The organism is Nocardioides conyzicola (assembly GCF_039543825.1).
GTDB lineage: Bacteria > Actinomycetota > Actinomycetes > Propionibacteriales > Nocardioidaceae > Nocardioides > Nocardioides conyzicola.
The window spans coordinates 238,085-258,685 of sequence record NZ_BAABKM010000004.1 but is presented as its reverse complement, the minus strand read 5'-3'; the positions used below and the strand labels follow the sequence as shown (position 1 = coordinate 258,685).

At 71.9% G+C, this 20,601-nt stretch carries 22 protein-coding genes and 1 riboswitch; of the genes, 11 read left to right on the top strand and 11 right to left on the bottom strand.

Annotated elements, in window-relative coordinates:
- Positions 1–2: 2 nt before the first annotated feature.
- Positions 3–189: riboswitch (cobalamin riboswitch) on the bottom strand.
- 172 nt (positions 190–361) lie between these two features.
- Genes ABEA34_RS21025 through ABEA34_RS21015 form a run of 3 tightly spaced genes read right to left on the bottom strand, consistent with a single transcriptional unit; the run spans position 362 to position 4,259 of the window.
- Positions 362–1,264 (bottom strand): haloalkane dehalogenase, encoded by a 903-nt coding sequence (locus ABEA34_RS21025; RefSeq protein ID WP_345523610.1) that lies wholly within the window; start codon positions 1,262–1,264, stop codon positions 362–364.
- Positions 1,261–3,828: a sulfatase-like hydrolase/transferase gene (locus ABEA34_RS21020; RefSeq protein WP_345523609.1), complete on the bottom strand. Its 2,568-nt coding sequence runs from the start codon at positions 3,826–3,828 to the stop codon at positions 1,261–1,263. The genes ABEA34_RS21025 and ABEA34_RS21020 overlap by 4 nt, the downstream gene beginning before the upstream one ends.
- Positions 3,825–4,259: an SRPBCC family protein gene (locus ABEA34_RS21015; RefSeq protein WP_345523608.1), complete on the bottom strand. Its 435-nt coding sequence runs from the start codon at positions 4,257–4,259 to the stop codon at positions 3,825–3,827. The genes ABEA34_RS21020 and ABEA34_RS21015 overlap by 4 nt, the downstream gene beginning before the upstream one ends.
- A gap of 77 nt (positions 4,260–4,336) precedes the next feature.
- Between ABEA34_RS21015 and ABEA34_RS21010 the strand changes: the two genes are divergently transcribed.
- Together ABEA34_RS21010 and ABEA34_RS21005 are read left to right on the top strand one after the other, a co-directional pair.
- Positions 4,337–6,109, top strand: a complete 1,773-nt coding sequence (locus tag ABEA34_RS21010) for an arylsulfatase (protein ID WP_345523607.1) — start codon at positions 4,337–4,339, stop codon at positions 6,107–6,109.
- Complete coding sequence (locus tag ABEA34_RS21005) at positions 6,106–6,660, top strand: hypothetical protein (protein ID WP_345523606.1); 555 nt, start codon at positions 6,106–6,108, stop codon at positions 6,658–6,660. The genes ABEA34_RS21010 and ABEA34_RS21005 overlap by 4 nt, the downstream gene beginning before the upstream one ends.
- A 3-nt stretch (positions 6,661–6,663) precedes the next feature.
- Here the strand turns inward: ABEA34_RS21005 and ABEA34_RS21000 are convergent, their stop codons facing one another.
- Positions 6,664–6,942, bottom strand: a complete 279-nt coding sequence (locus ABEA34_RS21000; protein WP_345523605.1) for an HU family DNA-binding protein — start codon at positions 6,940–6,942, stop codon at positions 6,664–6,666.
- Between the two features lie 151 nt (positions 6,943–7,093).
- Here ABEA34_RS21000 and ABEA34_RS20995 point away from each other — a divergent pair, with 151 nt between their 5' ends.
- The 3 genes from ABEA34_RS20995 to ABEA34_RS20985 are packed head-to-tail and all read left to right on the top strand — an operon-like array spanning position 7,094 to position 9,377.
- Positions 7,094–7,531: a hypothetical protein gene (locus ABEA34_RS20995; protein ID WP_345523604.1), complete on the top strand. Its 438-nt coding sequence runs from the start codon at positions 7,094–7,096 to the stop codon at positions 7,529–7,531.
- A gap of 5 nt (positions 7,532–7,536) precedes the next feature.
- Positions 7,537–8,571 (top strand): alpha/beta fold hydrolase, encoded by a 1,035-nt coding sequence (locus ABEA34_RS20990; protein WP_345523603.1) that lies wholly within the window; start codon positions 7,537–7,539, stop codon positions 8,569–8,571.
- Positions 8,572–8,615: 44 nt separating this feature from the next.
- The gene (locus ABEA34_RS20985) at positions 8,616–9,377 is read left to right on the top strand and encodes a methyltransferase family protein (RefSeq protein WP_345523602.1); all 762 of its coding nucleotides are present in this window, start codon (positions 8,616–8,618) and stop codon (positions 9,375–9,377) included.
- Here ABEA34_RS20985 and ABEA34_RS20980 read toward each other — a convergent pair.
- Complete coding sequence (locus tag ABEA34_RS20980) at positions 9,347–9,892, bottom strand: GNAT family N-acetyltransferase (RefSeq protein ID WP_345523601.1); 546 nt, start codon at positions 9,890–9,892, stop codon at positions 9,347–9,349. The genes ABEA34_RS20985 and ABEA34_RS20980 overlap by 31 nt on opposite strands.
- A 246-nt stretch (positions 9,893–10,138) precedes the next feature.
- On the opposite strand from ABEA34_RS20980, the gene ABEA34_RS20975 reads away from it, so the two are divergent.
- Both ABEA34_RS20975 and arr read left to right on the top strand, forming a co-directional pair.
- Positions 10,139–10,342, top strand: a complete 204-nt coding sequence (locus tag ABEA34_RS20975; protein ID WP_056886861.1) for a cold-shock protein — start codon at positions 10,139–10,141, stop codon at positions 10,340–10,342.
- Between the two features lie 75 nt (positions 10,343–10,417).
- Complete coding sequence (gene arr / locus ABEA34_RS20970) at positions 10,418–10,828, top strand: NAD(+)--rifampin ADP-ribosyltransferase (RefSeq protein WP_345523597.1); 411 nt, start codon at positions 10,418–10,420, stop codon at positions 10,826–10,828.
- Between the two features lie 337 nt (positions 10,829–11,165).
- Here arr and ABEA34_RS20965 read toward each other — a convergent pair whose 3' ends face one another.
- A complete protein-coding gene (locus ABEA34_RS20965) occupies positions 11,166–12,965 on the bottom strand; it encodes a transthyretin-like family protein (protein WP_345523595.1) in 1,800 nt (599 codons plus the stop codon).
- Positions 12,966–13,052: 87 nt separating this feature from the next.
- Positions 13,053–13,355, bottom strand: coding sequence for a hypothetical protein (locus tag ABEA34_RS20960; RefSeq protein WP_345523593.1), 303 nt, complete (start codon positions 13,353–13,355; stop codon positions 13,053–13,055).
- Between the two features lie 92 nt (positions 13,356–13,447).
- Between ABEA34_RS20960 and ABEA34_RS20955 the strand changes: the two genes are divergently transcribed.
- On the top strand, positions 13,448–14,914 hold the full coding sequence (locus tag ABEA34_RS20955) for an MFS transporter (protein ID WP_345523591.1): 1,467 nt from the start codon (positions 13,448–13,450) through the stop codon (positions 14,912–14,914).
- Between the two features lie 10 nt (positions 14,915–14,924).
- Here ABEA34_RS20955 and ABEA34_RS20950 read toward each other — a convergent pair whose 3' ends face one another.
- On the bottom strand, positions 14,925–15,617 hold the full coding sequence (locus tag ABEA34_RS20950) for a DUF6989 domain-containing protein (protein ID WP_345523589.1): 693 nt from the start codon (positions 15,615–15,617) through the stop codon (positions 14,925–14,927).
- Between the two features lie 66 nt (positions 15,618–15,683).
- Between ABEA34_RS20950 and ABEA34_RS20945 the strand changes: the two genes are divergently transcribed.
- Entirely contained in the window at positions 15,684–17,261 is a 1,578-nt protein-coding gene (locus tag ABEA34_RS20945; protein ID WP_345523587.1) for a phospholipase D family protein, read from the top strand.
- A gap of 19 nt (positions 17,262–17,280) precedes the next feature.
- On the top strand, positions 17,281–17,751 hold the full coding sequence (locus ABEA34_RS20940) for a tRNA (cytidine(34)-2'-O)-methyltransferase (RefSeq protein WP_345523585.1): 471 nt from the start codon (positions 17,281–17,283) through the stop codon (positions 17,749–17,751).
- An 11-nt stretch (positions 17,752–17,762) separates the two neighbouring features.
- Here ABEA34_RS20940 and ABEA34_RS20935 read toward each other — a convergent pair whose 3' ends face one another.
- Genes ABEA34_RS20935 through ABEA34_RS20925 form a run of 3 tightly spaced genes read right to left on the bottom strand, consistent with a single transcriptional unit; the run spans position 17,763 to position 19,317 of the window.
- Positions 17,763–18,116: a hypothetical protein gene (locus ABEA34_RS20935; protein WP_345523584.1), complete on the bottom strand. Its 354-nt coding sequence runs from the start codon at positions 18,114–18,116 to the stop codon at positions 17,763–17,765.
- Positions 18,117–18,175: 59 nt separating this feature from the next.
- Positions 18,176–18,697: a hypothetical protein gene (locus tag ABEA34_RS20930; protein WP_345523582.1), complete on the bottom strand. Its 522-nt coding sequence runs from the start codon at positions 18,695–18,697 to the stop codon at positions 18,176–18,178.
- The gene (locus ABEA34_RS20925; protein WP_345523580.1) at positions 18,694–19,317 is read right to left on the bottom strand and encodes a TetR/AcrR family transcriptional regulator; all 624 of its coding nucleotides are present in this window, start codon (positions 19,315–19,317) and stop codon (positions 18,694–18,696) included. The genes ABEA34_RS20930 and ABEA34_RS20925 overlap by 4 nt, the downstream gene beginning before the upstream one ends.
- Positions 19,318–19,413: 96 nt before the next feature.
- On the opposite strand from ABEA34_RS20925, the gene ABEA34_RS20920 reads away from it, so the two are divergent.
- On the top strand, positions 19,414–20,589 hold the full coding sequence (locus ABEA34_RS20920) for an epoxide hydrolase family protein (protein WP_345523578.1): 1,176 nt from the start codon (positions 19,414–19,416) through the stop codon (positions 20,587–20,589).
- Positions 20,590–20,601: the final 12 nt, after the last annotated feature.

Genomic DNA, 20,601 nt, shown 5'->3' with positions numbered 1-20,601 from the left:
GGCAGGTGCCGTGAGGGCCAGCAGGTCTTCGGACTCGGGATCGACCGGTGCGGGACGCCTTCCCAGGCTCCCGGAGGAGCCCAGTGGCTGCGTGTCCCGACCGTCACCCATACCGCTGCGCGTCAGTCCCGGACTCTCACCGGGTTCCCTGACCACCGAGGTGGTACGACTGGCACCCCGGAGGCTACCGGATCGGATCGTCAGCCCTGGCACGGCGGCGCCTCCGCCCACCGGTCCGCGACGTGTGCCCGGGACGAGCGCCCGCCGACTCCTCAGGCACTTCTTCAACTTCTCGGGCTCTGCAGTGTCCCAGAAGTTCAGGGATCCCCGGTTGACCGGGTATCCCTGGGACTCCTGGGACTCACCCGGTGAACGCCACCAGGTGCCGCGCGAGCTCCGGGCCCTGGTCCTCCTGGAGGAAGTGGCCGCCGCCGCCGATGGTGGCGTGCGGCTGGCCGGCGGCTCCCGGGACGTGCTCCTGGAACCAGTGCTCGGCGCCACCCGTGATCGGGTCGCTGTCGGAGAAGAGCGTGACGAAGGGCTTCTCCCAGGTCCCGAGCACCTGGCGCGCGGCGAGGTTGGCGGCGCTGGCCGGGTCGTCGGGCGAGGTCGGCACCAGCGTCGGGAAGATCCGGGCGCCGGCCTTGTAGGAGTCGTCCGGGAAGGGCGCGTTGTACGCCGCGACGACCGCGGGAGGCGGCATCGTCACCACGCCCATGCTGATGATCGCGCCGAGGTCGAAGTCCGGCGTCGTCTGCGAGAACTGCTGCCAGGCCAGGAACGCCTCGCTCATCGGCTCGTGACCGGTGGGCAGGCCGGTGTTGCCGATGGCGACGCGGGCGAAGGCGTCCGGGTGCTCGGCGACCAGCCGGAGGCCGACCAGCCCGCCCCAGTCCTGGCCGAAGAGCGTGATGTCCTCCAGGCCCAGCTCGTCGAGCACCAGCGCCCGCACCCACTCCACGTGCCGCGCATAGCTGTAGTCGTCGCGCTCGGCCGGCTTGTCCGAGCGGCCGAAGCCGACGAGGTCGGGCGCGATGCAGCGCAGCCCGGCGTCGACCAGGACCGGGATCATCGTCCGGTAGAGGTAGCTCCACGAGGGTTCGCCGTGCAGCAGCAGCACGACCGGCCCGTCCGCAGGGCCCTCGTCGAGGTAGTGCATCCGCAGCGTTCCCCCGTCGCCGTCGGGCACCTCGGCGTAGTGGGGCGCGAAGTCGTAGCCGGGCAGCGACGCGAAGCGCTCGTCGGGCGTGCGAAGGACCTTCATCGTGTGCTCCCGGTGGTGGTGTCGGTGCGGCGCGCGAGCACGAGCCGGACCATCTCGCGGGCGACCATCGGGCCGGCGTTCTGGTTCTGGCCGGTGACGAGGTCACCGTCGACGACCCAGTGGTTGGCGAACGGGTCGCGGAAGCGGGTCGACGACTCGAAGAGCGCGCCGGCCTTGCGGAGCTCGGTCTCGGGGTGCTTCGGGGTCGAGGTGATCCTGAGCTCGCGCACCTGCTTGTCGGTCACCGCCGAGATGCGGCGGCCCTCGACGAGCGGGCGGCCGTCAGGGGCCTTCGCGTTGACGAGGCCGAGCGGTCCGTGGCAGACGCCGCCGATCACGAGACCTGCGGCGGCCGCCTCGGTCATCTGCTCGGCGAGCGGCTCGGAGTCGCCGAAATCGAACGCCGCACCCCAGCCGCCGGCGAGGAAGACGAGGTCGTAGTCGGACATGTCGACGTCCGCGATCGCGATCGAGTCCTGGAGCTTGGAGCGGAGGACGTCGTCGCCCAGGTAGCGGTCGTCGGCAGCGGTCCGGAGGACCGGCTTCAACGACATCGGGTCGACCGGGATCACGCCGCCGAGCGGGCTCGCGACGTCGACGTACATCCCGGCGTCCTCGAAGTAGTAGTACGGCACGGTCAGCTCGGACGCGAAGACGCCCGTCGGGGTCCCGTCGCCGAGCGTGGCGTGGTTGGTCGCGATCACCAGCGCCCGGCGGCCGGGCGCCTCCTGGACCACGGCCGCGCCGTCGTCGGGGTGCATGCCGAGGCGCTGGGCGAGCCGCCGCAGGGCGCGGGCGGGCTTCGGCGGGCGGACCAGGTCGGGCTGGCCGTTGCGGCGTACGACGTAGGGCCACGGCACGTTGCGCTCCGGCACGCTGCGGCGCTGCTCCTCCTTGAGCCGGAGGCGCAGGCGGTCGAGGACCTCGGCGTACGCCGGGTCGCCGGCCCGGTTGAGCGACTCGACCGGGTCGGCGGTCAGGTCGTAGAGCTCCCACTGGTCCGGGACGGGGGTGGTCCGGTACTCGGGTCCCGCGGCACCGTTGGCGGCCAGGTGCCGCCGGCCCGGCTCGGTCCAGGTGGCGGGGTCGTCGAAGGTGCGCACCAGCTTCCACAGGTGGTCGTCCACCCGGGTGACGACACCCTCGAAGTTGGCGCCGACGTGGGCGGCGACCTGGATCCGCAGGGGCGCCGGCGGATCGGCCCTGCGGCCGAGCCGGCGGGCCAGGCCGGAGAGCCCGGTGTCGCCCTCGAGCATGTTGTCGCGGGTGATCAGGTAGACCGCGCGGTCGGGGTCGGCGAGCGTCGGGTCGGCGACGACGGGCATCAGGTCGCGACCGGGCAGCGGGTGCACCTCGGTGAAGTCGGCGCGCAGTGTCGCGGCCACCGCGTCGGCGTCGATCCCGGCGGCCGACAGCAGCGTCGGCACCAGGTCGACGTGCGAGGTGGGGACGTCGACGACGCGGGAGCCCGACGTCGGCGAGGCGCCGGTCCGCGCCACCAGGAACGGCACCCGGGTGGCCTCGTCGTACAGGTTGAACCACTTCTGGTGCAGGCCCCCGTGCGCGCCGAGCAGGTCGCCGTGGTCCGACGTCCGCACCAGGACCGCCTCGGCCGAGCCGGCGGTCACCGTGCGGCGGACGCGGTCCAGCGGGCCGTCCACCTCGGCGTGCAGCCGGTAGTAGAGGTCGCGGTACTGCTGGGCCTTGGTGCGGTAGATCCGACCGATGGCCGAGGGGGGACCGTACGCCGACGGGTAGGACTCCCGGAACGCGATCTGGGCCGCGGGCTTGAGCGCGAGGTCCTCGTTGGCGGTCGGCGCCTCGGTGACGTGCGGCGGGTCCAGCGGGCCGGGCGCGATCGGGCTCTTCCGCACCCACGCCGGGAAGAGCACGATGTCGTGCGGGTTGACGAAGCTCGCGACCAGCAGGAAGGGCCGCAGCGCGTCGGGATCCCCGGCGCGACGTCGCGCGTACCGGTCCTCGAGCCAGGCCACCAGCCGGTCCGCGATCAGGGGGTCGCGGCGCAGGCCGCTGTCGGACAGGCTCGCGCCGTGCGGCTCGGGCCCGACCCAGCCCGAGAAGCCGTACGGCGCCAGGGGGTCGGCGTCCAGGTAGGTCTGCACGGAGCCGGGCAGGACGTCGCCGGCCGGCGTGTTCGTCTCGATGCGGCGCCCGTCGGCGTCGTGCAGGTCGGCATGGCTGATGTGCCACTTGCCGTCGTAGTGCGTGTCGTAGCCGGCCGCGCGGAACCAGTTGCCCAGGGTCGGCACCTCGCCCTGCCGCAGCCAGCGCATCCGGCTGTCGTCGGCGGACTTGCCCAGCCCGTCGGTCTGGGTCACGCCGTGGACGTCGGGGTACTGGCCGGTGAAGATCGTCGGCCGCGACGGGACGCACGCGAGCGAGCCGGTGTAGTGACGCTCGAAGGAGACGCCGTTCTCGACGAACCAGCGGGTCCCGGCCAGGGTGCGCTCGCGCCAGGCCGTCAGCTCGGGACCTTCGTACGGCGGGGCCGCGCGCTCCTCGTCGGTCATCAGGATCACGACGTCGGGACGGGTGCTGCTCATGGGTGGGTGCTCCTCAGGTGTGCCACGAGGCTCTGGACCAGCTGTGCGTTGGCCTTGCCGACCTGGCGGGCCACGATCCGCGCGACCAGCGGACCGCCACGTGTCTCGAGGTCGCAGGACAGGGTGACCAGCGTGCCCGGGCCGCCGGGCTCGAGCGTCCACGTATTGCGCGCGGCGGTCACCACGGCCGGCAGCCCGGTGATGTCGTAGGCCAGCGCCCGGGCCGGCTCCCAGCGCACGACGGTCTCGCGGAGCGCGGTCCGACCAACCTGCACGCGGCGTACGGCCCCCGGACCGGGGGCGGTCTCCGTCAGGAGGCTGCTCTGGGAGACGGGGCCGGCCCAGCTGCTGATCGCGGCGAAGTCGGCGAGGAGGTCCCAGACCACCTCGACCGGCGCCGCGACCTCGACGTTGGACGCCGTGCTCGTCATGCTTCGAGTTCTATCATTTGGCACAACCTATGCCAATAGTTATTGACACCCTCGCTGACACTTCCTACGGTCGTGGCATGCCCCCGAGCGACTCCGAGCAGGCCCGGATCGGCCGCACCTTCGCCGACTCCGCCCCTGCGTTCCCCGAGCCGCGTCGCGCCCGCCCGGGAGCACCCAACGTGGTCTACGTCCTGTACGACGACCTTGGCTTCTCCGACCTGGGCTGCTTCGGCTCGGAGATCGCCACCCCGACCGCCGACCGGCTCGCCGCCGAGGGTCTGCGCTACACCAACTTCCACGTGACGCCGCTGTGCTCGCCGACCCGCGCCTGCCTGCTCACGGGACGCAACCACCACCGTGCCGGCATGGGGCTGCTCCCCAACTTCGCGATGGGCTACCCCGGCTACCGCGGGGAGCTGCACCACTCCACGGCGACGCTGGGGGAGATGGCGCAGTCGCAGGGCTACACCACGCTCGGCGTCGGCAAGTGGCATCTGACCCCGATGAACCAGTTCACCGGCGCCGGGCCGTTCGACCAATGGCCGCTGCAGCGCGGGTTCGACCGGTTCTACGGCACCCCCGACGGGATGACCAACCAGTGGCGGCCGGACCTGATCGAGGACAACCACTGGACCGAGATGCCCGACGACGCCGACTACCACTTCACCTCCGACATCGTGGACCGGGCGATCGGCTACGTGCACGACCACCGCAACGGCGACGCGGAGAAGCCGTTCTTCCTCTACGTGGCCTTCTGCGCGCCCCACTTCCCGCACCACGTGCCGAAGGAGTACGTCGACAAGTACGTCCTTGTCTTCGAGAAGGGCTGGGACGCCACCCGCGAGGACCGCCTGGCGCGGCAGCAGGAGCTCGGGCTCGTCGACGCGGGCACCCCGTTGCCCGCGCGCAACGCGGGCGTGCGGCCGTGGTCCGACTACGACCCTGCGGACCAGGCGGCCATGACCCGCCTGCAGGCGGCGTACGCCGGGATGGTCGAGCACACCGACGAGCACCTGGGTCGGCTGGTGGCGGCACTCGAGGAGATGGGCGAGCTCGACAACACCCTCTTCGTGCTGCTCAGCGACAACGGCGCCAGCCAGGAGGGCGGCGAGGTCGGGTCGATGAACGCGGTGAAGTTCTTCACCGGCTACGACGCGCCCGAGCAGGAGCTGGCGGAGATCCACGAGCACCTCGACGAGATCGGCACCGAGCAGTGGGTGAACACCTACTCGATCGGCTGGGCGATGGCGGGCAACACCCCGCTGAAGCTGTGGAAGCAGGACACCCACGGCGGCGGCGTCCGGTCCCCGCTGATCGTGCGGTGGCCGGGGGAGGTGGCCGACCCCGGTGGGATCCGCACCCAGTTCCACCACGCCATCGACCTGACGCCGACGGCCCTGGAGGTCACCGGCATGGTCGCCCCCGGGCAGGTCAAGGGCGTCGAGCAGCAGCCGCTGGACGGGGAGAGCCTGCGCTACACCTTCGGCGACGCGGGCGCACCGACGCGTCGCACGGTCCAGTACTTCGAGATGAACGGCCAGCGGGCGCTGTGGCAGGACGGCTGGAAGGCGGTCGCCCACCACGAGCCCATGCTCAGCCCGGTGCTGGTGCTGACCGGTCAGGCCGAGGCCGTGACCGACTTCGACAGCGACGTGTGGGAGCTCTACCACCTCGACTCGGACTGGAACGAGGTCCACGACCTGGCCGCCGAGGAGCCCGAGCGGCTCGCCGCGATGGTGGAGCTGTGGTGGCAGGAGGCCGAGCGCAACGACGCGCTGCCCCTCGGCGCGATCATCGGCGGCATGAACGGCCCGATCATCACGGGCAGGTACGACCAAGGCCCGCGATGACGACCCCCGAGTGGACCGAGAGCTGGACCCTCTACCCGGGTCCCGGTCGGCTGCCCGACGCCGCGGCGCCCGACGTACGTGCCCGGACCCACTCGATCTCCACGGAGGTGCTCCTGCCCACCGCAGGCGACGGGGGCGTGGTCATCGCGCACGGGGACCGCACGTCCGGGTACTCCGTCCGGGTCGCCGATGGCTACCTGGTCCACCACTACGTGCACGGTGGTGGCCTCAGCTCGACCGTCTCGACCGCTCGCATCCCCGTCGGCCGGCCGGTCCGCCTCGAGGTCCTCGTCCGGCGTGAGGGTCCTGGGGGGACCGTCACGCTCCTGGTCGAGGACCTCGAGGTCGGCACCGGCCGGATCCAGAGCCTGGCCCGCGGCCGGACCGGCTACACCGGCGTCGACGTCGGCTGCGACCGGGGTCTCCCCGTCGGCGGCTACCCCGGCCCCGCTCGCTTCACCGGCCGCCTGACGCGGGTCCTGATCCGGGCCGCGGACGACCAGCTCCTCGACCCGGCCCGGACCTGGGACATCGCCGACAGCGCCGGCTAGTGGTTACTTGCCCGCAACGGCGTTCTTGAAGGCCGTCGCCGGCTTGAAGCCGGGGACGGTCGTCGCGGCGATCTGGATGGTCTCGCCGGACTGCGGGTTGCGGCCCTCGCGAGCGGCCCGGTCGCGGGGCTCGAAGGTGCCGAGGCCGGGGATGACGACCTTGTCGCCACCGGCGACGGCGGTCGTGACGGCGGCGACGACGGCCTCGACGGCGCGCTCTGCATCAGCCTTGGGGAGGCCAGCGGCCTCGACGACGGACTGGACGAGTTCTGCCTTGTTCAAGAGTGCTCCTAGTTCGGCATCCATAAGCTGTCCGATCGGCGACCGGACGACTGTCGAGCCTATCCATGGGCGGGCGGGTGTCGAATTTGTGGAGCGGGTCCGGTCGTTCTGCCCGACCGCCTCGCCACCCACTGTGCCAGGATCCCCAGTCATGACCACGTGGCGCGACACCGCATCTGCTTCGGCACAGGAGGACCTGGACGGCCTCCTCAACCTCGTGCTGCCGCTGGCCCAGGAGCTGCTCGGGAAGAACGGTCAGTTCTACCCCTTCGGCGCCTCGGTCTCGACCCAGGGGCAGGCGTCGCTCACCGCGTCGGACGCGGGGCTGGGGCAGCACCCGCAGCCGGACCGGGTGCTGGCCGGCGTGTACGACGGAGCACGCGCCACCGCGGGCGAGAACCGGGCCGCGGCGTTCGTCTCCGACGTCCTGGTCAACGGGTCCGACGCGGTCCAGGTCGAGCTCGAGCACCGGGACGGCATCGCGCTGGTCGTGCTGGTGCCCTACAAGCCCGCGACGTACAAGAGGGTCCCCACCTTCCGGGACATGAGTGTCCAGCCGGGGGAGCCGCGGGTCTGGATCTCCGGCTAGCCGCGATGGCCAGGCACGTGGTGCGATCGGGGTTGGCGCACCTGGAGAGCGGTGAGGGCGTCGCGTACGCGCTGACCGGGTCGGGTCCGCCGCTCGTCGTGGTGCCGGGCTGGCTGAGCCACCTCGAGCTGAGCTGGTCGATCCCGGCCAAGCGGATGTTCTACGAGGCGCTGTCCTCGGGCCGGACGCTGGTGCGCTACGACCGCCCCGGGTGCGGGCTCTCGGACCCGTACGACGGGCCGCGGACCATGGCGCTGGAGCTGGCCACGATCCGGGCGGTGACCGAGGCGGTCGGCGCGGGGGAGTTCGACCTCTTCGGCTGGTCGCTGGGCGCGGCGGTGGCGGCGCAGTGGGCGGCGGAGCGGCCGGCGACGGTCACCAGGCTGGTCCTGTACGGCGGGTGGGCGACCGGCAGCGCCATCGGCGACGACGACAGCAGGCACCACATCCTCGGGCTGCTCGCGACCCACTGGGGCCTGGGCTCCGACCTGCTCACCGACCTCTTCGCCCCGGACGCGGATGCCGGGACCCGGCGCGCGCAGGCGGCGTACCAGCGGGCAGCCTCGTCGGCCGAGACGGCAGTCGCCCTCCTCCGGCTCGCCTACGACCTGGACGTGTCGGCCGCACTGCCCACGGTCGAGGCGCCGACGCTGGTGCTGCACCGCCGCGACGACCGCGCGGCGCCGGCCGCGCAGAGCCGGTTGCTCGCCGACGCGATCCGCGACGCCCGGCTGGTGGAGCTCGAGGGCCGCTCGCACCTGCCGGCGTTCGGCGACTCCGAGGCGGTCGTCCACGAGGTGCGCCGCTTCCTCGGCCTGCCGAGGCTGCGGCGGTCGGTGCCGACCGGGCTCACCCCGCGTCAGGAGGAGGTCGCGGCCCTGGTGGCCGAGGGCCTCACCAACCGCGAGCTCGCCGAGCGGCTGCACATCACCGAGCGGTCGGCCGAGTCGCACGTCGAGCGCATCCGGCTGCGCCTCGGGTTCCGCTCGCGTGCGCAGGTCGCCGCCTGGTACGTCGCGCGCGGGCCCCACGTGCGGTAGTTCCACGGCTGCGCCCACCCGGTCGGCCGTCGGAGCATCGGGACATGAAGCGAAGTCCCTCCGCCCTGACCCTGTCCGCCCTCGCCTGGCTGGGGTTCAACGCCGTCATGCTCTGGATGGTGGCGTTCCTCGCCGACGTCGTCGTGCCGCGCACGGTGGACGGGCCGGCCCGCACCAGCACCTGGCTCGCCGTGACGACCGACCTGGCGCTCGTGCTGCTCTTCGCCCTGCAGCACTCGGTGATGGCGCGGCCCTCGGTCAAGGCACGCCTGCGCCGGCGCATCCCCGTCGAGCTCGAGCGGACGACGTACGTCCTCGCCACCGACGTCTGCCTCGCGCTGCTGCTCGTGCTGTGGCAGCCCTTCGGTGGCCAGGTGTGGCACGTCGACGGCCCGGCCGCGGTCGTCCTGTGGACGCTCTTCGGGGCCGGCTGGCTGCTCGCCGTCGCGGCGACGTACGCCGTCGACCACTTCGAGCTGACCGGCCTCCGCCAGGCCGGGTGGCTGCCACCCCGGCCGGCCGCGGCGACCACCGAGCTCGAGGTCACCGGCATGTACGCCGTGGTGCGCCATCCGCTGATGACCGGCCTGCTCCTCGCCTTCTGGGCGACGCCGCACCTGGGGGCGTCGCACCTGCTCTTCGCGGCCGCGGCGACGGCGTACGTCGCCGTCGGGGTCAGGTTCGAGGAGCGCGACCTGCGGCGCACGTTCGGCCCGGCGTACGACGCCTACGCGGCGCGCGTCCCGGCCGTGCTGCCGAGGCTCCGGCCCCGTCCTCAGCGCCACTCCCGCCTGAGCAGGCCGTAGACCCACGAGTCCGACACGTCGCCGTTGACGACGCAGTCCTCGCGCAGCGTCCCCTCACGCACGAAGCCGAGCTTCTCCAGCACCCGGGCGGACGCCGTGTTGCGCGTGTCCGTCTCGGCCTGCACCCGGTTGAGGTCCAACGTGTCGAACGCCCACCGCAGCACGGCGTACGCCGCCTCCGTGGCGTAGCCCTGGCCCCACGCCGCCTCGCCGAGGCAGTAGCCGATCGCCGCGCTGCGGTGGTCGGGGTTCCACCGGCTCAGCGAGCACCACCCGACAAAGGCGCCGTCGGAGACCCGGTCCATGGCCAGCCGCGCGCCGCTCCCTTCCTCGGCCAGCGTCCGGCAGGTCGCGAGGAAGCGCTCGGCGCGGGCGGGCTCGGTCCAGGGCGGGGAGTCCCAGTAGCGCAGCACGTGGGCGTCGCTGTGGAGGGCGAAGAGGGCGTCCGCGTCCGCGTCGGTGAAGGGCCGCAGCCGCAGGCGAGCGGTGTGGAGCGTGGGGGTGGGCAAGGCCATGCGCGCCATGTTTCCAGGCCCGTCCAGCGAGCCGAGGCCGCGCCGACGGACGCCGAAGCCCCGATCTTCCTCCCGATGCCCTAGGGTGGGTGTTGTTGAAGGGACGGCTGCACATGGTCGTCCTGGCCGCACACGATGTGCGGCTTGTATCTCGTACTCCTGGTTTTCGGTTCGCTGGACATCAGCACAGGTGTCTTCAGCAGGTCCAGGGCACACCGCCCTTGACACGAAACAAGGGAAAAGATCATGGCTTCTGGAACCGTCAAGTGGTTCAACGCCGAAAAGGGTTTCGGCTTCATCGCGCAGGATGGCGGCGGCGAGGACGTGTTCGTCCACTTCTCCGCGATCCAGTCGGGTGGCTACAAGTCCCTCGATGAGAACCAGAAGGTCGAGTTCGACCTCGCCCAGGGCCCCAAGGGTCCCCAGGCTGAGAACGTCCGCGTCTCCTGACTCACCTCGAAGGGCCCCGACCGCAGCTGCGGTCGGGGCCCTTCGTGCGTCCGGCCCACTGCCTAGGCTGACGTCATGAGCCAGGTGCTGGACGAGGGGCCGTTCTTCCACGGGACGAAGGCCGACCTGCGGGTCGGCGATCTCCTCACCCCCGGCTTCCGGTCCAACTACCGGCCCGAGGTCGTGATGAACCACATCTACTTCACCGCCCTGCGCGACGGTGCCGGGCTCGCCGCCGAGCTCGCGGTGGGCGAGGGCGCTCCGCGGGTGTACGCCGTGGAGCCCACCGGTGCGTTCGAGGACGACCCGAACGTGACCGACAAGAAGTTCCCCGGCAACCCCACCCGGTCCTACCGGAGCGCGGAACCGCTGAGGGTGCTGGGCGAGGTCGCCGACTGGACCCGCCAGACGCCCGAGGCCCTCGAGGCATGGCGCGAGCGCCTGGCGGCTCTCCGCGCAGACGAACGCGGCCAGATCATCAACTGACCGTCGTACGTCGTACGGCGCGGAGGCTCGTGAGGACCAGCGGCCTCACTCCGTGCCGTCCGCAGGCAGCCGCTCCGGCAGCCCGAGGCGCTCACGCCCAGCTCCTCCAGTCGTACGTCCGTGCTCATCGCGTCATCCTTCCGTCTCGTCGTCTCGCAGGTACGACGGACGGGGGCCGGAGAACTCATCACCGGACTCGCCGGCGTGGTGCTCGGTCCTTCGCGCGCGCCTGCTCGGTGGAGAACGAGTCCAACCTCTTCAACGCCTGGTACGAGCGCACGCGATGGTGGAGGTGTTCGCTAGGGCGTCTGAGACCGAGCGCCGCGCCCGGACGCCGTCACTCGGTCGTGAACGCGATCTGGTCGCCGAGGGGCAACGGCACCGAGTCGCCCGTGGTGAGCAGCAGCCCGATCGAGCCCCCCAGGAGGTAGCTGCACTTGGGGAGCGACGAGATCACGACGGGCAGGTCGGCGCTGTTCAGCAGGGTGCCGACCGAGCCGAAGTAGTCCTCGGTGATCGGCGGCAGCGCGTAGTGGTACGGCCCGCCCGGTCCGGTGATCGTCAACGACATGCTGCCGAGGTTGGGGTGTGCGGCGGTGTAGTTCACGTCCAGGGCGTCGGTGATGCGCGCGCAGCCCTGGCCGACGAGCTGCTGGATGTCGATGCTGACCACCCCGAGCTGGCCGTCGACCCGGGTCGGCACCCACGAGCCGTGCTTCTGCACCTGGTCGTACGTCGTGTTGGCCAACGCCACGCGCTCCGCGATCCCCGCCTGCACCTGGGTGGGCGGCTGGCCGACGACCCGCAGCACCATCCGCAGGGCGACGTACTCGTCGGCGGCGAGGCCGGCCGGCGCGGTGCTCTGCCCGGCGACGACGCCGGCGACGTTGTGGGTCTGGGCCGACAGGGCGGCGCTGTTGAGGCCGATCAGGTTGTTGTTGGGCACGAAGAGGCCTGTGGTCAGGCTGTTGTCCTGCGGCACGGCGACCCAGCCGTCGGCGTCGGGGACGACCGCGATCTGGTCCGGTCCGTTGGCGCCGAGCACGACGACGGACTTGGTCTCCACGGGTGGGAACGAGCCGGTGAGGCGCTGCCAGGTGCCGATCTGCATGGCGACCATCTGGGCCGGGCGCACCGGCTGCCAGCCCGCACCGGTGTCGAACTCGAAGCGGTACTCCGCCGGCTGCCCGCTGAACTGCCTGCCCAGGACTCCGTTGAGCCGCAGACCGGAGTAGAACGCCCGGTCGTCGCCGAACGTGCGGCCCGTCCCGCCGGCCGCGCTGTCGAACCCGGTGACGGTCTTGTAGCCACCGATGTGGTCGAACCACGGGTAGGGCTGGTCGGTGCCGCCCGGCGCGTCCTTCACGCACAGGTCGACGCAGAAGCAGGGACCGACGTTCTGCCGGTCGCCCTGGCGTCCCCGCGAACGCGGCTCCTGCAGCAGCACGCCGGTCGGCCCGTCGACGCGGAAGTACACGTCCGGTCCCGCGACCAGCTCGATGTTGAGGCTCGGCGACCACGGCGTGCGCTTGAACGCGTCGGCGGTGTAGTCGATGCGGAAGTGCCCGCCTGCGTCGGTCACGGCGCTGCCGAGCGGGTCGTCCTGCAGCCAGTCGACGTCGAAGGCGCTGACCTTCACGCCGGGCACGGCGATCTTGGTGTCGCACACGTGCACGTGCCCGCAGATCGACCACCAGCCCAGCCGGCCGCGGATCCCGCACCAGATGCGGTGGGGGATCTCGTAGGACCACGCCGCCTCGAAGCCGTCCTTGGTCTGGCGCCACTGCGGGGCGAGCGTGGTCAGGGTGAAGGACAGCGGCTTCGGCGTGGCCGAGTGGCCGGTCATCGAGCCGCAGAAGACGTCGACGTCGAACGCCTCGCCGCCGTCGTACCTCTCCGAGAGCTGCACCCGGAACGACCCGTCCTCGCCGACGACGCCCTCGCCGAGCTGGTCGGTGACCCGGGCGTCCGCCGTCGACTCCTCGAGCAGGACAGCGGTGTGCTTCGGGTCGGCGGCGGCGTCGCGGCTGATGGTGCCGCTGGCGCTGCGCACCAGGTGGATCGTCGCTCCGACCAGCGGCTCGGAGCAGTCGTCGCAGAGCAGGCCGATGAGTCGGCCGGTGAAGGTGTAGGACATGGTGGTCACTCCTCATGGTTGAGCCATGCCCGAGAGGTGGCGTGGCACCCAGGAGGAGCGGGTGGTCGCGGTGCTGGATACGCGACCTCAGCGGCGCTGCATCTCCCAGGCGAGGTCGATCGCCGCGCGGACGCCGTCGGGATCCGCCTCGTCGAGGTAGGCCTCGACCTTGTGGTGGGCCTCCATCCGGGGCGGTACGCCGAAGCTGTCCGGGTAGCTCTCGAGCAGTGCCTCCCGCTTGCTCAGCGGGACCCGGATCACCGCCGTGCCGGCGTCCTGGAGGCGTACGACGAGGCGGTCGTGGACGTACCACGCGGGTCTCTGCTCCGTCCCCTTGCGCTTGACCTGGGGGAGCGACTCGGCGTACCTGCCCACCTCTTCCGGCGTCATCCACCCAGGCTAGGCCGCCTCGGGACTTCGTGGTGAAACCGGTGAAGGCGACGTGAAACCGGGGTGAAGGCGGCCCTTCCTACGGTCATCCCATGACCACCACCACCCCGACTCCCGCCGCGTCGCGCACCTACCCGTCGCTGCGCGCGGCCTGGATCCCGCTCGCCGCCCTGTGCCTGGCCTTCTTCGTCGAGATGGTCGACAACACGCTGTTGTCGATCGCGCTGCCCACCATCGGCCGCGACCTCGGCAGCGGCACGACCGCGCTGCAGTGGGTCACCGGCGCGTACTCGCTGACCTTCGGCGGGCTGCTCCTCACCGCCGGGTCGATCGCCGACCGGTTCGGCCGCCGCCGCGTGCTGCAGGTCGGGCTCGCTGTCTTCGGCACGCTGAGCCTGCTGGTCGTCTTCGCCTCCAGCGCGGGGGAGCTGATCGGCCTGCGGGCCGCCCTCGGCGTCGCCGCCGCGATGATGGCGCCGATCACCAACTCGCTGGTCTTCCGGCTCTTCGACGACAAGGCGCTGCGGATGCGCGCCATCACCCTGATGATGGTCGTCGGCATGTCCGGCTTCATCCTCGGGCCGCTGCTCGGCGGCACCGCACTCGCCCACGTGCGCTGGGAGTGGCTGCTGGTCATCAACGCGCCGATCGCGCTGATCGCGTGCATCGGCGTACGCCTCGGGGTCGCGCCGGACGACCCGGCGGGACTCACCAACGACGCGCTCGACCTGCCCGGCGCCGGGCTGAGCATCACCGCCATCGGCCTGGCCTGCTGGTCGCTGACCAGCGGCGTCGAGCACGGCTGGCTCTCCGCGATCACCCTCGCGTCGATGGTCGGCGCCGTCCTGGCGGGCATCGCGTTCGTCTGGCACGAGCGCCGCAGCGCCGCACCCATGCTCGACCTCGGCCTCTTCACCACCGGCACCGTCCGCGGCGCCGCGATCGCCCAGGTCGGGACTTCGATCGCGATGGCGAGCGTGATGTTCGGGCTGATCCTGCACTTCCAGTTCGCCTACGGCTGGAGCCCGGTGCGGGCCGGGCTGGCCAACCTGCCGATGATCGTGACGATGATCGCCGCGACCCCCTTCACGGAGTGGCTCGTCAAGCGGTTCGGCCACCGCATCGCCACCTTCATCGGCGCGGTCTTCCTGGCCGGCGGCGTCGGTGGCATGTCCTGGGCCGTCGACCACGGGTACGCCGCCATCGCCCTCTTCATGGTGGTGATGACCATCGGCCTGCGCACCGTCATGACGATCTGTGCGGTCGCGCTCGTCGACGCGATGCCGAGCAACCGCACCTCGATCGGCGCCGCGCTCAACGACACCGCCCAGGAGGTCGGCACCAGCATCGGCACCGCCGTGGTCGGCACCGCGATCGCCGCACTGGTCACCACCCAGCTGCCCGCCGGCGTCTGGAGCAGCGACCTCGTTGCCTCGTTCTTCCACGGCGAACGGATCACCTACGGCCTGCTCGCCGTCGTCGTCGGGCTCGTTGCCGGGTACGGCGCTCTCACCCTCACCGACTCGCGCACCGTCGAGGAGCACCCCGAGGAGGCCTGACGCCGGCCGGTCAGGCGGTCAGGCGCCAGCCGGCGACGTCGATGACGAAGTGGGACAGCACGAGCGCACCGAGGTAGAACGTCGACACCGCGAGCGCCGCACCGACGCGGGTGGGCAGGGAGCGGTTCCGGACCAGGGCGTACGCCGTGGCCGCGGCCCACCCGAGCGCCGCCTCGGCCGGGACCACGTAGACGGCGACGCCGAGCAGGCGGTGCGTGTCCCCGGCCGGCTCCCAGAGCCCGAGCGTGGGCGCGAGGATCTCGGCGCCGAGGAACACCACCCCGGAGAGCACGGCAGCCCTGCCGGGGCGCCCGCCGCTGAGGGCGACCGCGGCGAAGAGGGGAGCGACCCACATCGCCGCCATCGCGAGCGGGATCACGTCGTCGACCCGCGGCCCTCCGGTGTCGGGGAAGCGCAACGTGCCCACCAGGTCGGCGAGCACCCAGTCCGGCAGCACCTGGAAGACCGAGACCAGGGCCAGGAAGCCGGCCAGGGAGAGCAGGTCGGCGCGACCCGTCACGCGGCACACCGCGAGCAGCCCCACGACGTACGCCACGACGCACGCGAAGACACACCAGCCCTGTGCGGGCGGGTCGAGAGCCAGCGCGACCGCACCACCGGCGAGCAGCGCGACGTGCACACCGATGACCGGCCCGAGGCCCTGGCGAGACGTGAGGTCCGCCGCGGCGAGGGTCGTGGTCACGGGTGACAAGGTAGCGGCGGCGCGGCCTGTGTCCTCGCGTTTCGCCGACTGAGGCAGACTGACCGGATGCTCGGCGACGTGGGGGACTGGTTCCTGACCCAGCAGGAGCGGGGCAACCCCGCGACCCGCCTCGACGACGTCCATCCGCCGGGGGTGGCGTGGTCCGAGGGCAACCTGGTCCGCCCGCTCGTGCACGGGTCGACGTACTTCTCCGAGCTGTTCGACCGCATCGAGGCGACGCGCGAGGGCGACCTGGTCCTCTTCACCGACTGGCAGGGTGACGCGGACGAGCAGCTCACCGGTCGGCCGGGCAGCGAGGTGGTCGACGTGCTGGGCCGGGCCGACGAGCGCGGCGTCGACGTGCGCGGCCTGGTGTGGCGCTCGCACACCAGCGCCATCGGCTTCAACTCCGACGAGAACCTCCGCCTCGGCCGCGCCCTCCAGCGGCGCGGCGCCGAGGCCATCCTCGACATGCGGGTGCGGACCGGGGGGTCGCACCACCAGAAGTGCGTGGTGATCCGGCACCGCGACGACCCGAGCCGGGACATCGCGTACGTCGGCGGGATCGACCTGTGCCACTCGCGCCGCGACGACCGCGACCACGGTGGCGACCCCCAGGCCCAGGACAACCTGGCGGAGGAGTACGGCGACACCCCGCCCTGGCACGACATCCAGGCCGCCATCACCGGGCCCGCGGTGTACGACGTCGAGACGGTCTTCCGAGAGCGCTGGGAGGACCCGACCACGCTCAGCCGCAGCCCGGTGATCCTGCTGCGCGACCGGCTGCGCGGCCTCGACACCACGCCGGACCCGCTCCCCGAGCAGCAGCCCCCGCCGCCCCCGGTGCCGGGTGGGACCCACGCCGTCCAGCTGCTCCGCACCTACCCCAACCTCCGCCACGGCCGCGACTACGACTTCGCCCGCGGCGGCGAGCGCAGCGTGGCCCGCGGCTACACCAAGGCGGTCGAGCGGGCGCGGCGGCTGATCTACGTCGAGGACCAGTACCTCTGGGGCGACCACGTCGGCAACGTCTTCAGCGACGCGCTGCGCAACCACCCCGACCTGCACGTGATCGTCGTGGTCCCGCTGCACCCCGATGTCGAGGGCTTCAGCCGCACCGCCCAGCTCGTCGGCCGCCGCCGCGCGATGCTCGACATGCAGCGCGCGGCCCCTGACCGGGTCGCCGTCTACGGGATCGAGAACCACGCAGGCACCCCGATCTACGTCCACGCCAAGACCTGCCTCATCGACGACACCTGGGCCAGCATCGGCTCGGACAACTTCAACCGCCGGTCGTGGACCCACGACTCCGAGCTGTCAGCTGTCGTGGTCGACACCGCCGGCGACTACGCGCGGAGCCTGCGCCTGGAGCTGGCCGCCGAGCACCTCGACCGCAGCCCCGACGACGCGATGGCCGACTGCGTGGAGGCGACGGACATGTTCGCGGCGTACGCCGCGAGCGCCGCCGCCCTCGACGACTGGTACGCCGCGGGTCGTCAGGGACCCCGTCCGCCAGGCCGGCTCCGCCGGCTCTCCCCGCCCGAGGTGGGGCCGCTGACGCGACTGGTCGCGCGCCCCTTCTACCAGCTGGTGCACGACCCGGACGGCCGCCCGAAGCCCCTGCGCCGGGCCGACCAGTTCTGACGTCGGGGTGGTATGAGCCGTGTTCCACGTGATGTTCTTCGAGCCCCGGATCCCGCCCAACACCGGCAACGCCATCCGGCTGGTGGCCGGGACCGGAGCGACCCTGCACCTGGTCGAGCCGCTGGGGTTCGACCTGTCGGAGCCCAAGCTGAAGCGCGCCGGGCTGGACTACCACGACCTCGCGTCCGTCGTGGTCCACGCGGACCTCGACGCCGCGTTGGGCAGCGCGGAGCTGGCGGCGTCCAGGGTCTTCGCGTTCACGGCCCACGCGACCCGCTGGTACACCGACGTCGAGTTCCAGCCCGGCGACGTGCTGCTCTTCGGGCCCGAGCCCAGCGGCCTGTCGGACGACGTGCTGAGCCACGCCCGAGTCACCGACCGGCTCCGGATCCCCATGGTGGGCGGCCGCCGGTCCCTCAACCTGTCGAACTCCGCGGCCGTCGTCACGTACGAGGCCTGGCGGCAGCAGGGCTTCCCCGGCGCCGAGTAGACCCCGTCGACCTACGCGTGCGCAGCGGGGTCGACGTGGACGTCGACGGGACGGATGGGCCGGCCCGGCCAGACGTGGGGGATCACGTCGAGGTTGATGCTGTGCGCGAAGCGCCGTACGCGCAGTCCGGCTTGCCGGGCCTGGCGTTCGACCCGGGTGTCCCAGGCGACCACGGCCAGCGGGCGTCCGACGTCGTCCACGACCCAGGTCTCGACAGCGGGGAGCTCGTTGATCACGTCCGGCGCCCACGAGATCTGCGCGAAGGTGACGGACTCGGCGGGGATGGTCGCGAGGAGCTGGCCGTAGCGGCGTACGTGGACGGCCCCGCCGTCGAGGACGGTGCGCGCCGGCAGGAGGTTGGTCACCGACCACCCGGCCGGCTCCGCAGGGCTGCTGTCGAGGTCGTCCCTGTGCAGGAAGTTGGTCAGCCGGTTGGCCGTCTCGAGCTCGGTGCGGGGCGGTCGGTGTACGCCGCCTCCGGGTCCGCATCGACCGGTTGCCAGTGGCCCCGGATCTCGGCGCGGAGCACCTGCTCGACCTGGTCGAGGTCGTCCTCCTCGCCGGGACGCCTGACGAACAGGAACCAGCCGGCCGCCACGAGGAACACACCCATGAGGATGGCGGCGATGCCCTCGCGGGGCGTGGCGAGCGCAACGACGACGCCGCCGATGATCAGGAGGTAGCCGAAGCCGTGGGCCTTCGTCCTGACGGTGACGAGCACCTGGTTGCTGCCCTCCAGGAGGGTCGCCTCCCCAAGGGTCATCACGTACGCGCTGCCCAGGGGCGAGCCGGAGTACTCCTTGACGACGAACGTCGATCCGTTCGTGCGTCGGAAGCTGCGGTTGGGCCCCAGCGGCCAGTGCTTCGCGGCGTCGGTCTTGTTGTCGAACTCCCTGAGTCGGGTCACCTCGGCCTCGGAGAGGGTGACGACGTACTCGCGCCTCACGCGTCCGCCTCGCCGACCCGGTGCTCGGCCACGGCGCCGTGGAGCCCCCCGAGCAGCGCTCGTGCGCGCGCGTCCGGGACGCCGAGCATGAGCAGGGTCGTCATGGTCGGCGCGGTGACGTCGAGGGTCCCGCTGGACAGGTCGTTGTCCGCGATGGCGAAGACCGCCGACCAGGCCACGCGGCTGAGCACGTCCGCGGGCAGGTGATGGGCGAAGCTCCCGGCATCCTGGCCCCGTTGGACCAGGTCGGTGAGTGCTCCCTCGACCGGCCCGAGCAGGGCGTGGATGTCCTCGCCGAACTCGCCGCGACGCAGCACCACCAGCACCCGGTAGCGACGGACGAGAGGCCAGAGGCGTGCGATGAAGTCGACCCAGGCCGCGTCGGCGGCCTCGTGGTCGGCGGCGCTCCCGGCAAGCACGGCGGCGATCTCGCTCACGGCGCGCTCCGTGAGCGCGAGCACGAGGTCGGACCGGGACGGGAAGTAGCCGTAGACGGTCCGTCGGACCACGCCGGCGGCGGTGGCCACCTCACCCATGCCCGCGCCCGGGTTGGACCCGAGGACCTCCATCGCTACGTCGAGGATCCGCTCTCGTGTGTCGCTCCGGGCTTCTCTCGGCATGGTCACAGCATTGCACACGCGTGTGCAGATAGCGTACATTGCACACGCGTGTGCAATTCCCGTCGCGCACTCGGACCGACCTCAGGAGAGCCGCAGATGAACACCTCCCACCTCACCTCCACCGACATCCGCCCCTTCCGCGTCGCGGTCCCGGCGGCCGATGTCGACGACCTCACCCAGCGGCTGGCCCGGACCCGCTGGCCGGCCGCGGAGACCGTCGCCGACTGGTCGCAGGGCGTGCGCCTGGACGATGCCAGGTCGCTCGTCTCCTACTGGGCGGAGGAGTACGACTGGCGCCGCTTCGAGTCCGAGCTCAACTCCTTCCCGCAGTTCGTGACCACGATCGACGAGGTCGACATCCACTTCATCCACGTCAGGTCCGGCAACGCCGGTGCGATGCCGCTGCTCCTCACCCACGGGTGGCCCGGCTCCAACGCCGACTTCCGGAAGCTGATCGGGCCGCTCACCGACCCTGCTGCGCACGGTGGGGATGCGGGTGACGCCTTCGACGTCGTCATCCCGTCGCTGCCCGGGTTCGGCTTCTCCGGGAAGCCGACCGGGACCGGCTGGGACGTGGACCGCATCGCCGCAGCCTGGGCGGAGCTCATGGGCCGGCTCGGCTACCGGCGTTGGACGGCGCACGGCGGCGACTGGGGAGGGGCAGTGACGACGGCTCTCGGCGCGCTGCGGCCCGCAGGCCTGCTCGGGATCCACCTGAACACGCCGTACGCCTTCCCGGACGAGATCCCCGACGTGCTGACACCCGAGGAGCAGCGCGCGGTGGACGGTCTGGCCTACTACGGCGGACCGCTCGGGGGATCGAACCACCTCCAGGGCACGAAGCCGCAGACCGTCGGCATCGCGCTCGCGGACTCGCCGGCCGGGCAGGCGGCCTGGATCTACGAGAAGTACCAGTCCAAGACGGACAACCGCGGACTGGCGGAGGACGCCCTCAGCGTCGACGCCATCCTGGACGTCATCTCGGTCTCGTGGTTCACCAACAGCGCCGCCTCGTCCGCCCGCATCTACTGGGACAACCGGTCGGCCACCATGGCCGGTCCGAAGCTCGCCCTGCCGGTGGCCGTGACCGTCTTCCCGCGAGACATCCCCCGGTTGCCGCGCACCTGGATCGAAGATGCCTACAGCGACCTGGTCCACTACGGCGAAGCCGACCGCGGCGGCCACTTCGCTCCGCTCGAACAGCCGGGGATCCTCGTCCACGAGATCCGCGCCGGACTGCGGACGCTGCGCGACCGGCCCGATGCGCGGTGACGGGCGGTCGGC

What these genes read in the sequence shown, in the direction of transcription:
- ABEA34_RS21025 (WP_345523610.1), bottom strand. Translation starts at nt 1,264, where the DNA reads ATGAAGGTCCTTCGCACGCCCGACGAGCGCTTCGCGTCGCTGCCCGGC.
- ABEA34_RS21020 (WP_345523609.1), bottom strand. Translation starts at nt 3,828, where the DNA reads ATGAGCAGCACCCGTCCCGACGTCGTGATCCTGATGACCGACGAGGAG.
- ABEA34_RS21015 (WP_345523608.1), bottom strand. Translation starts at nt 4,259, where the DNA reads ATGACGAGCACGGCGTCCAACGTCGAGGTCGCGGCGCCGGTCGAGGTG.
- ABEA34_RS21010 (WP_345523607.1), top strand. Translation starts at nt 4,337, where the DNA reads ATGCCCCCGAGCGACTCCGAGCAGGCCCGGATCGGCCGCACCTTCGCC.
- ABEA34_RS21005 (WP_345523606.1), top strand. Translation starts at nt 6,106, where the DNA reads ATGACGACCCCCGAGTGGACCGAGAGCTGGACCCTCTACCCGGGTCCC.
- ABEA34_RS20995 (WP_345523604.1), top strand. Translation starts at nt 7,094, where the DNA reads ATGACCACGTGGCGCGACACCGCATCTGCTTCGGCACAGGAGGACCTG.
- ABEA34_RS20990 (WP_345523603.1), top strand. Translation starts at nt 7,537, where the DNA reads ATGGCCAGGCACGTGGTGCGATCGGGGTTGGCGCACCTGGAGAGCGGT.
- ABEA34_RS20985 (WP_345523602.1), top strand. Translation starts at nt 8,616, where the DNA reads ATGAAGCGAAGTCCCTCCGCCCTGACCCTGTCCGCCCTCGCCTGGCTG.
- ABEA34_RS20980 (WP_345523601.1), bottom strand. Translation starts at nt 9,892, where the DNA reads ATGGCCTTGCCCACCCCCACGCTCCACACCGCTCGCCTGCGGCTGCGG.
- ABEA34_RS20975 (WP_056886861.1), top strand. Translation starts at nt 10,139, where the DNA reads ATGGCTTCTGGAACCGTCAAGTGGTTCAACGCCGAAAAGGGTTTCGGC.
- arr (WP_345523597.1), top strand. Translation starts at nt 10,418, where the DNA reads ATGAGCCAGGTGCTGGACGAGGGGCCGTTCTTCCACGGGACGAAGGCC.
- ABEA34_RS20965 (WP_345523595.1), bottom strand. Translation starts at nt 12,965, where the DNA reads ATGTCCTACACCTTCACCGGCCGACTCATCGGCCTGCTCTGCGACGAC.
- ABEA34_RS20960 (WP_345523593.1), bottom strand. Translation starts at nt 13,355, where the DNA reads ATGACGCCGGAAGAGGTGGGCAGGTACGCCGAGTCGCTCCCCCAGGTC.
- ABEA34_RS20955 (WP_345523591.1), top strand. Translation starts at nt 13,448, where the DNA reads ATGACCACCACCACCCCGACTCCCGCCGCGTCGCGCACCTACCCGTCG.
- ABEA34_RS20945 (WP_345523587.1), top strand. Translation starts at nt 15,684, where the DNA reads ATGCTCGGCGACGTGGGGGACTGGTTCCTGACCCAGCAGGAGCGGGGC.
- ABEA34_RS20925 (WP_345523580.1), bottom strand. Translation starts at nt 19,317, where the DNA reads ATGCCGAGAGAAGCCCGGAGCGACACACGAGAGCGGATCCTCGACGTA.
- ABEA34_RS20920 (WP_345523578.1), top strand. Translation starts at nt 19,414, where the DNA reads ATGAACACCTCCCACCTCACCTCCACCGACATCCGCCCCTTCCGCGTC.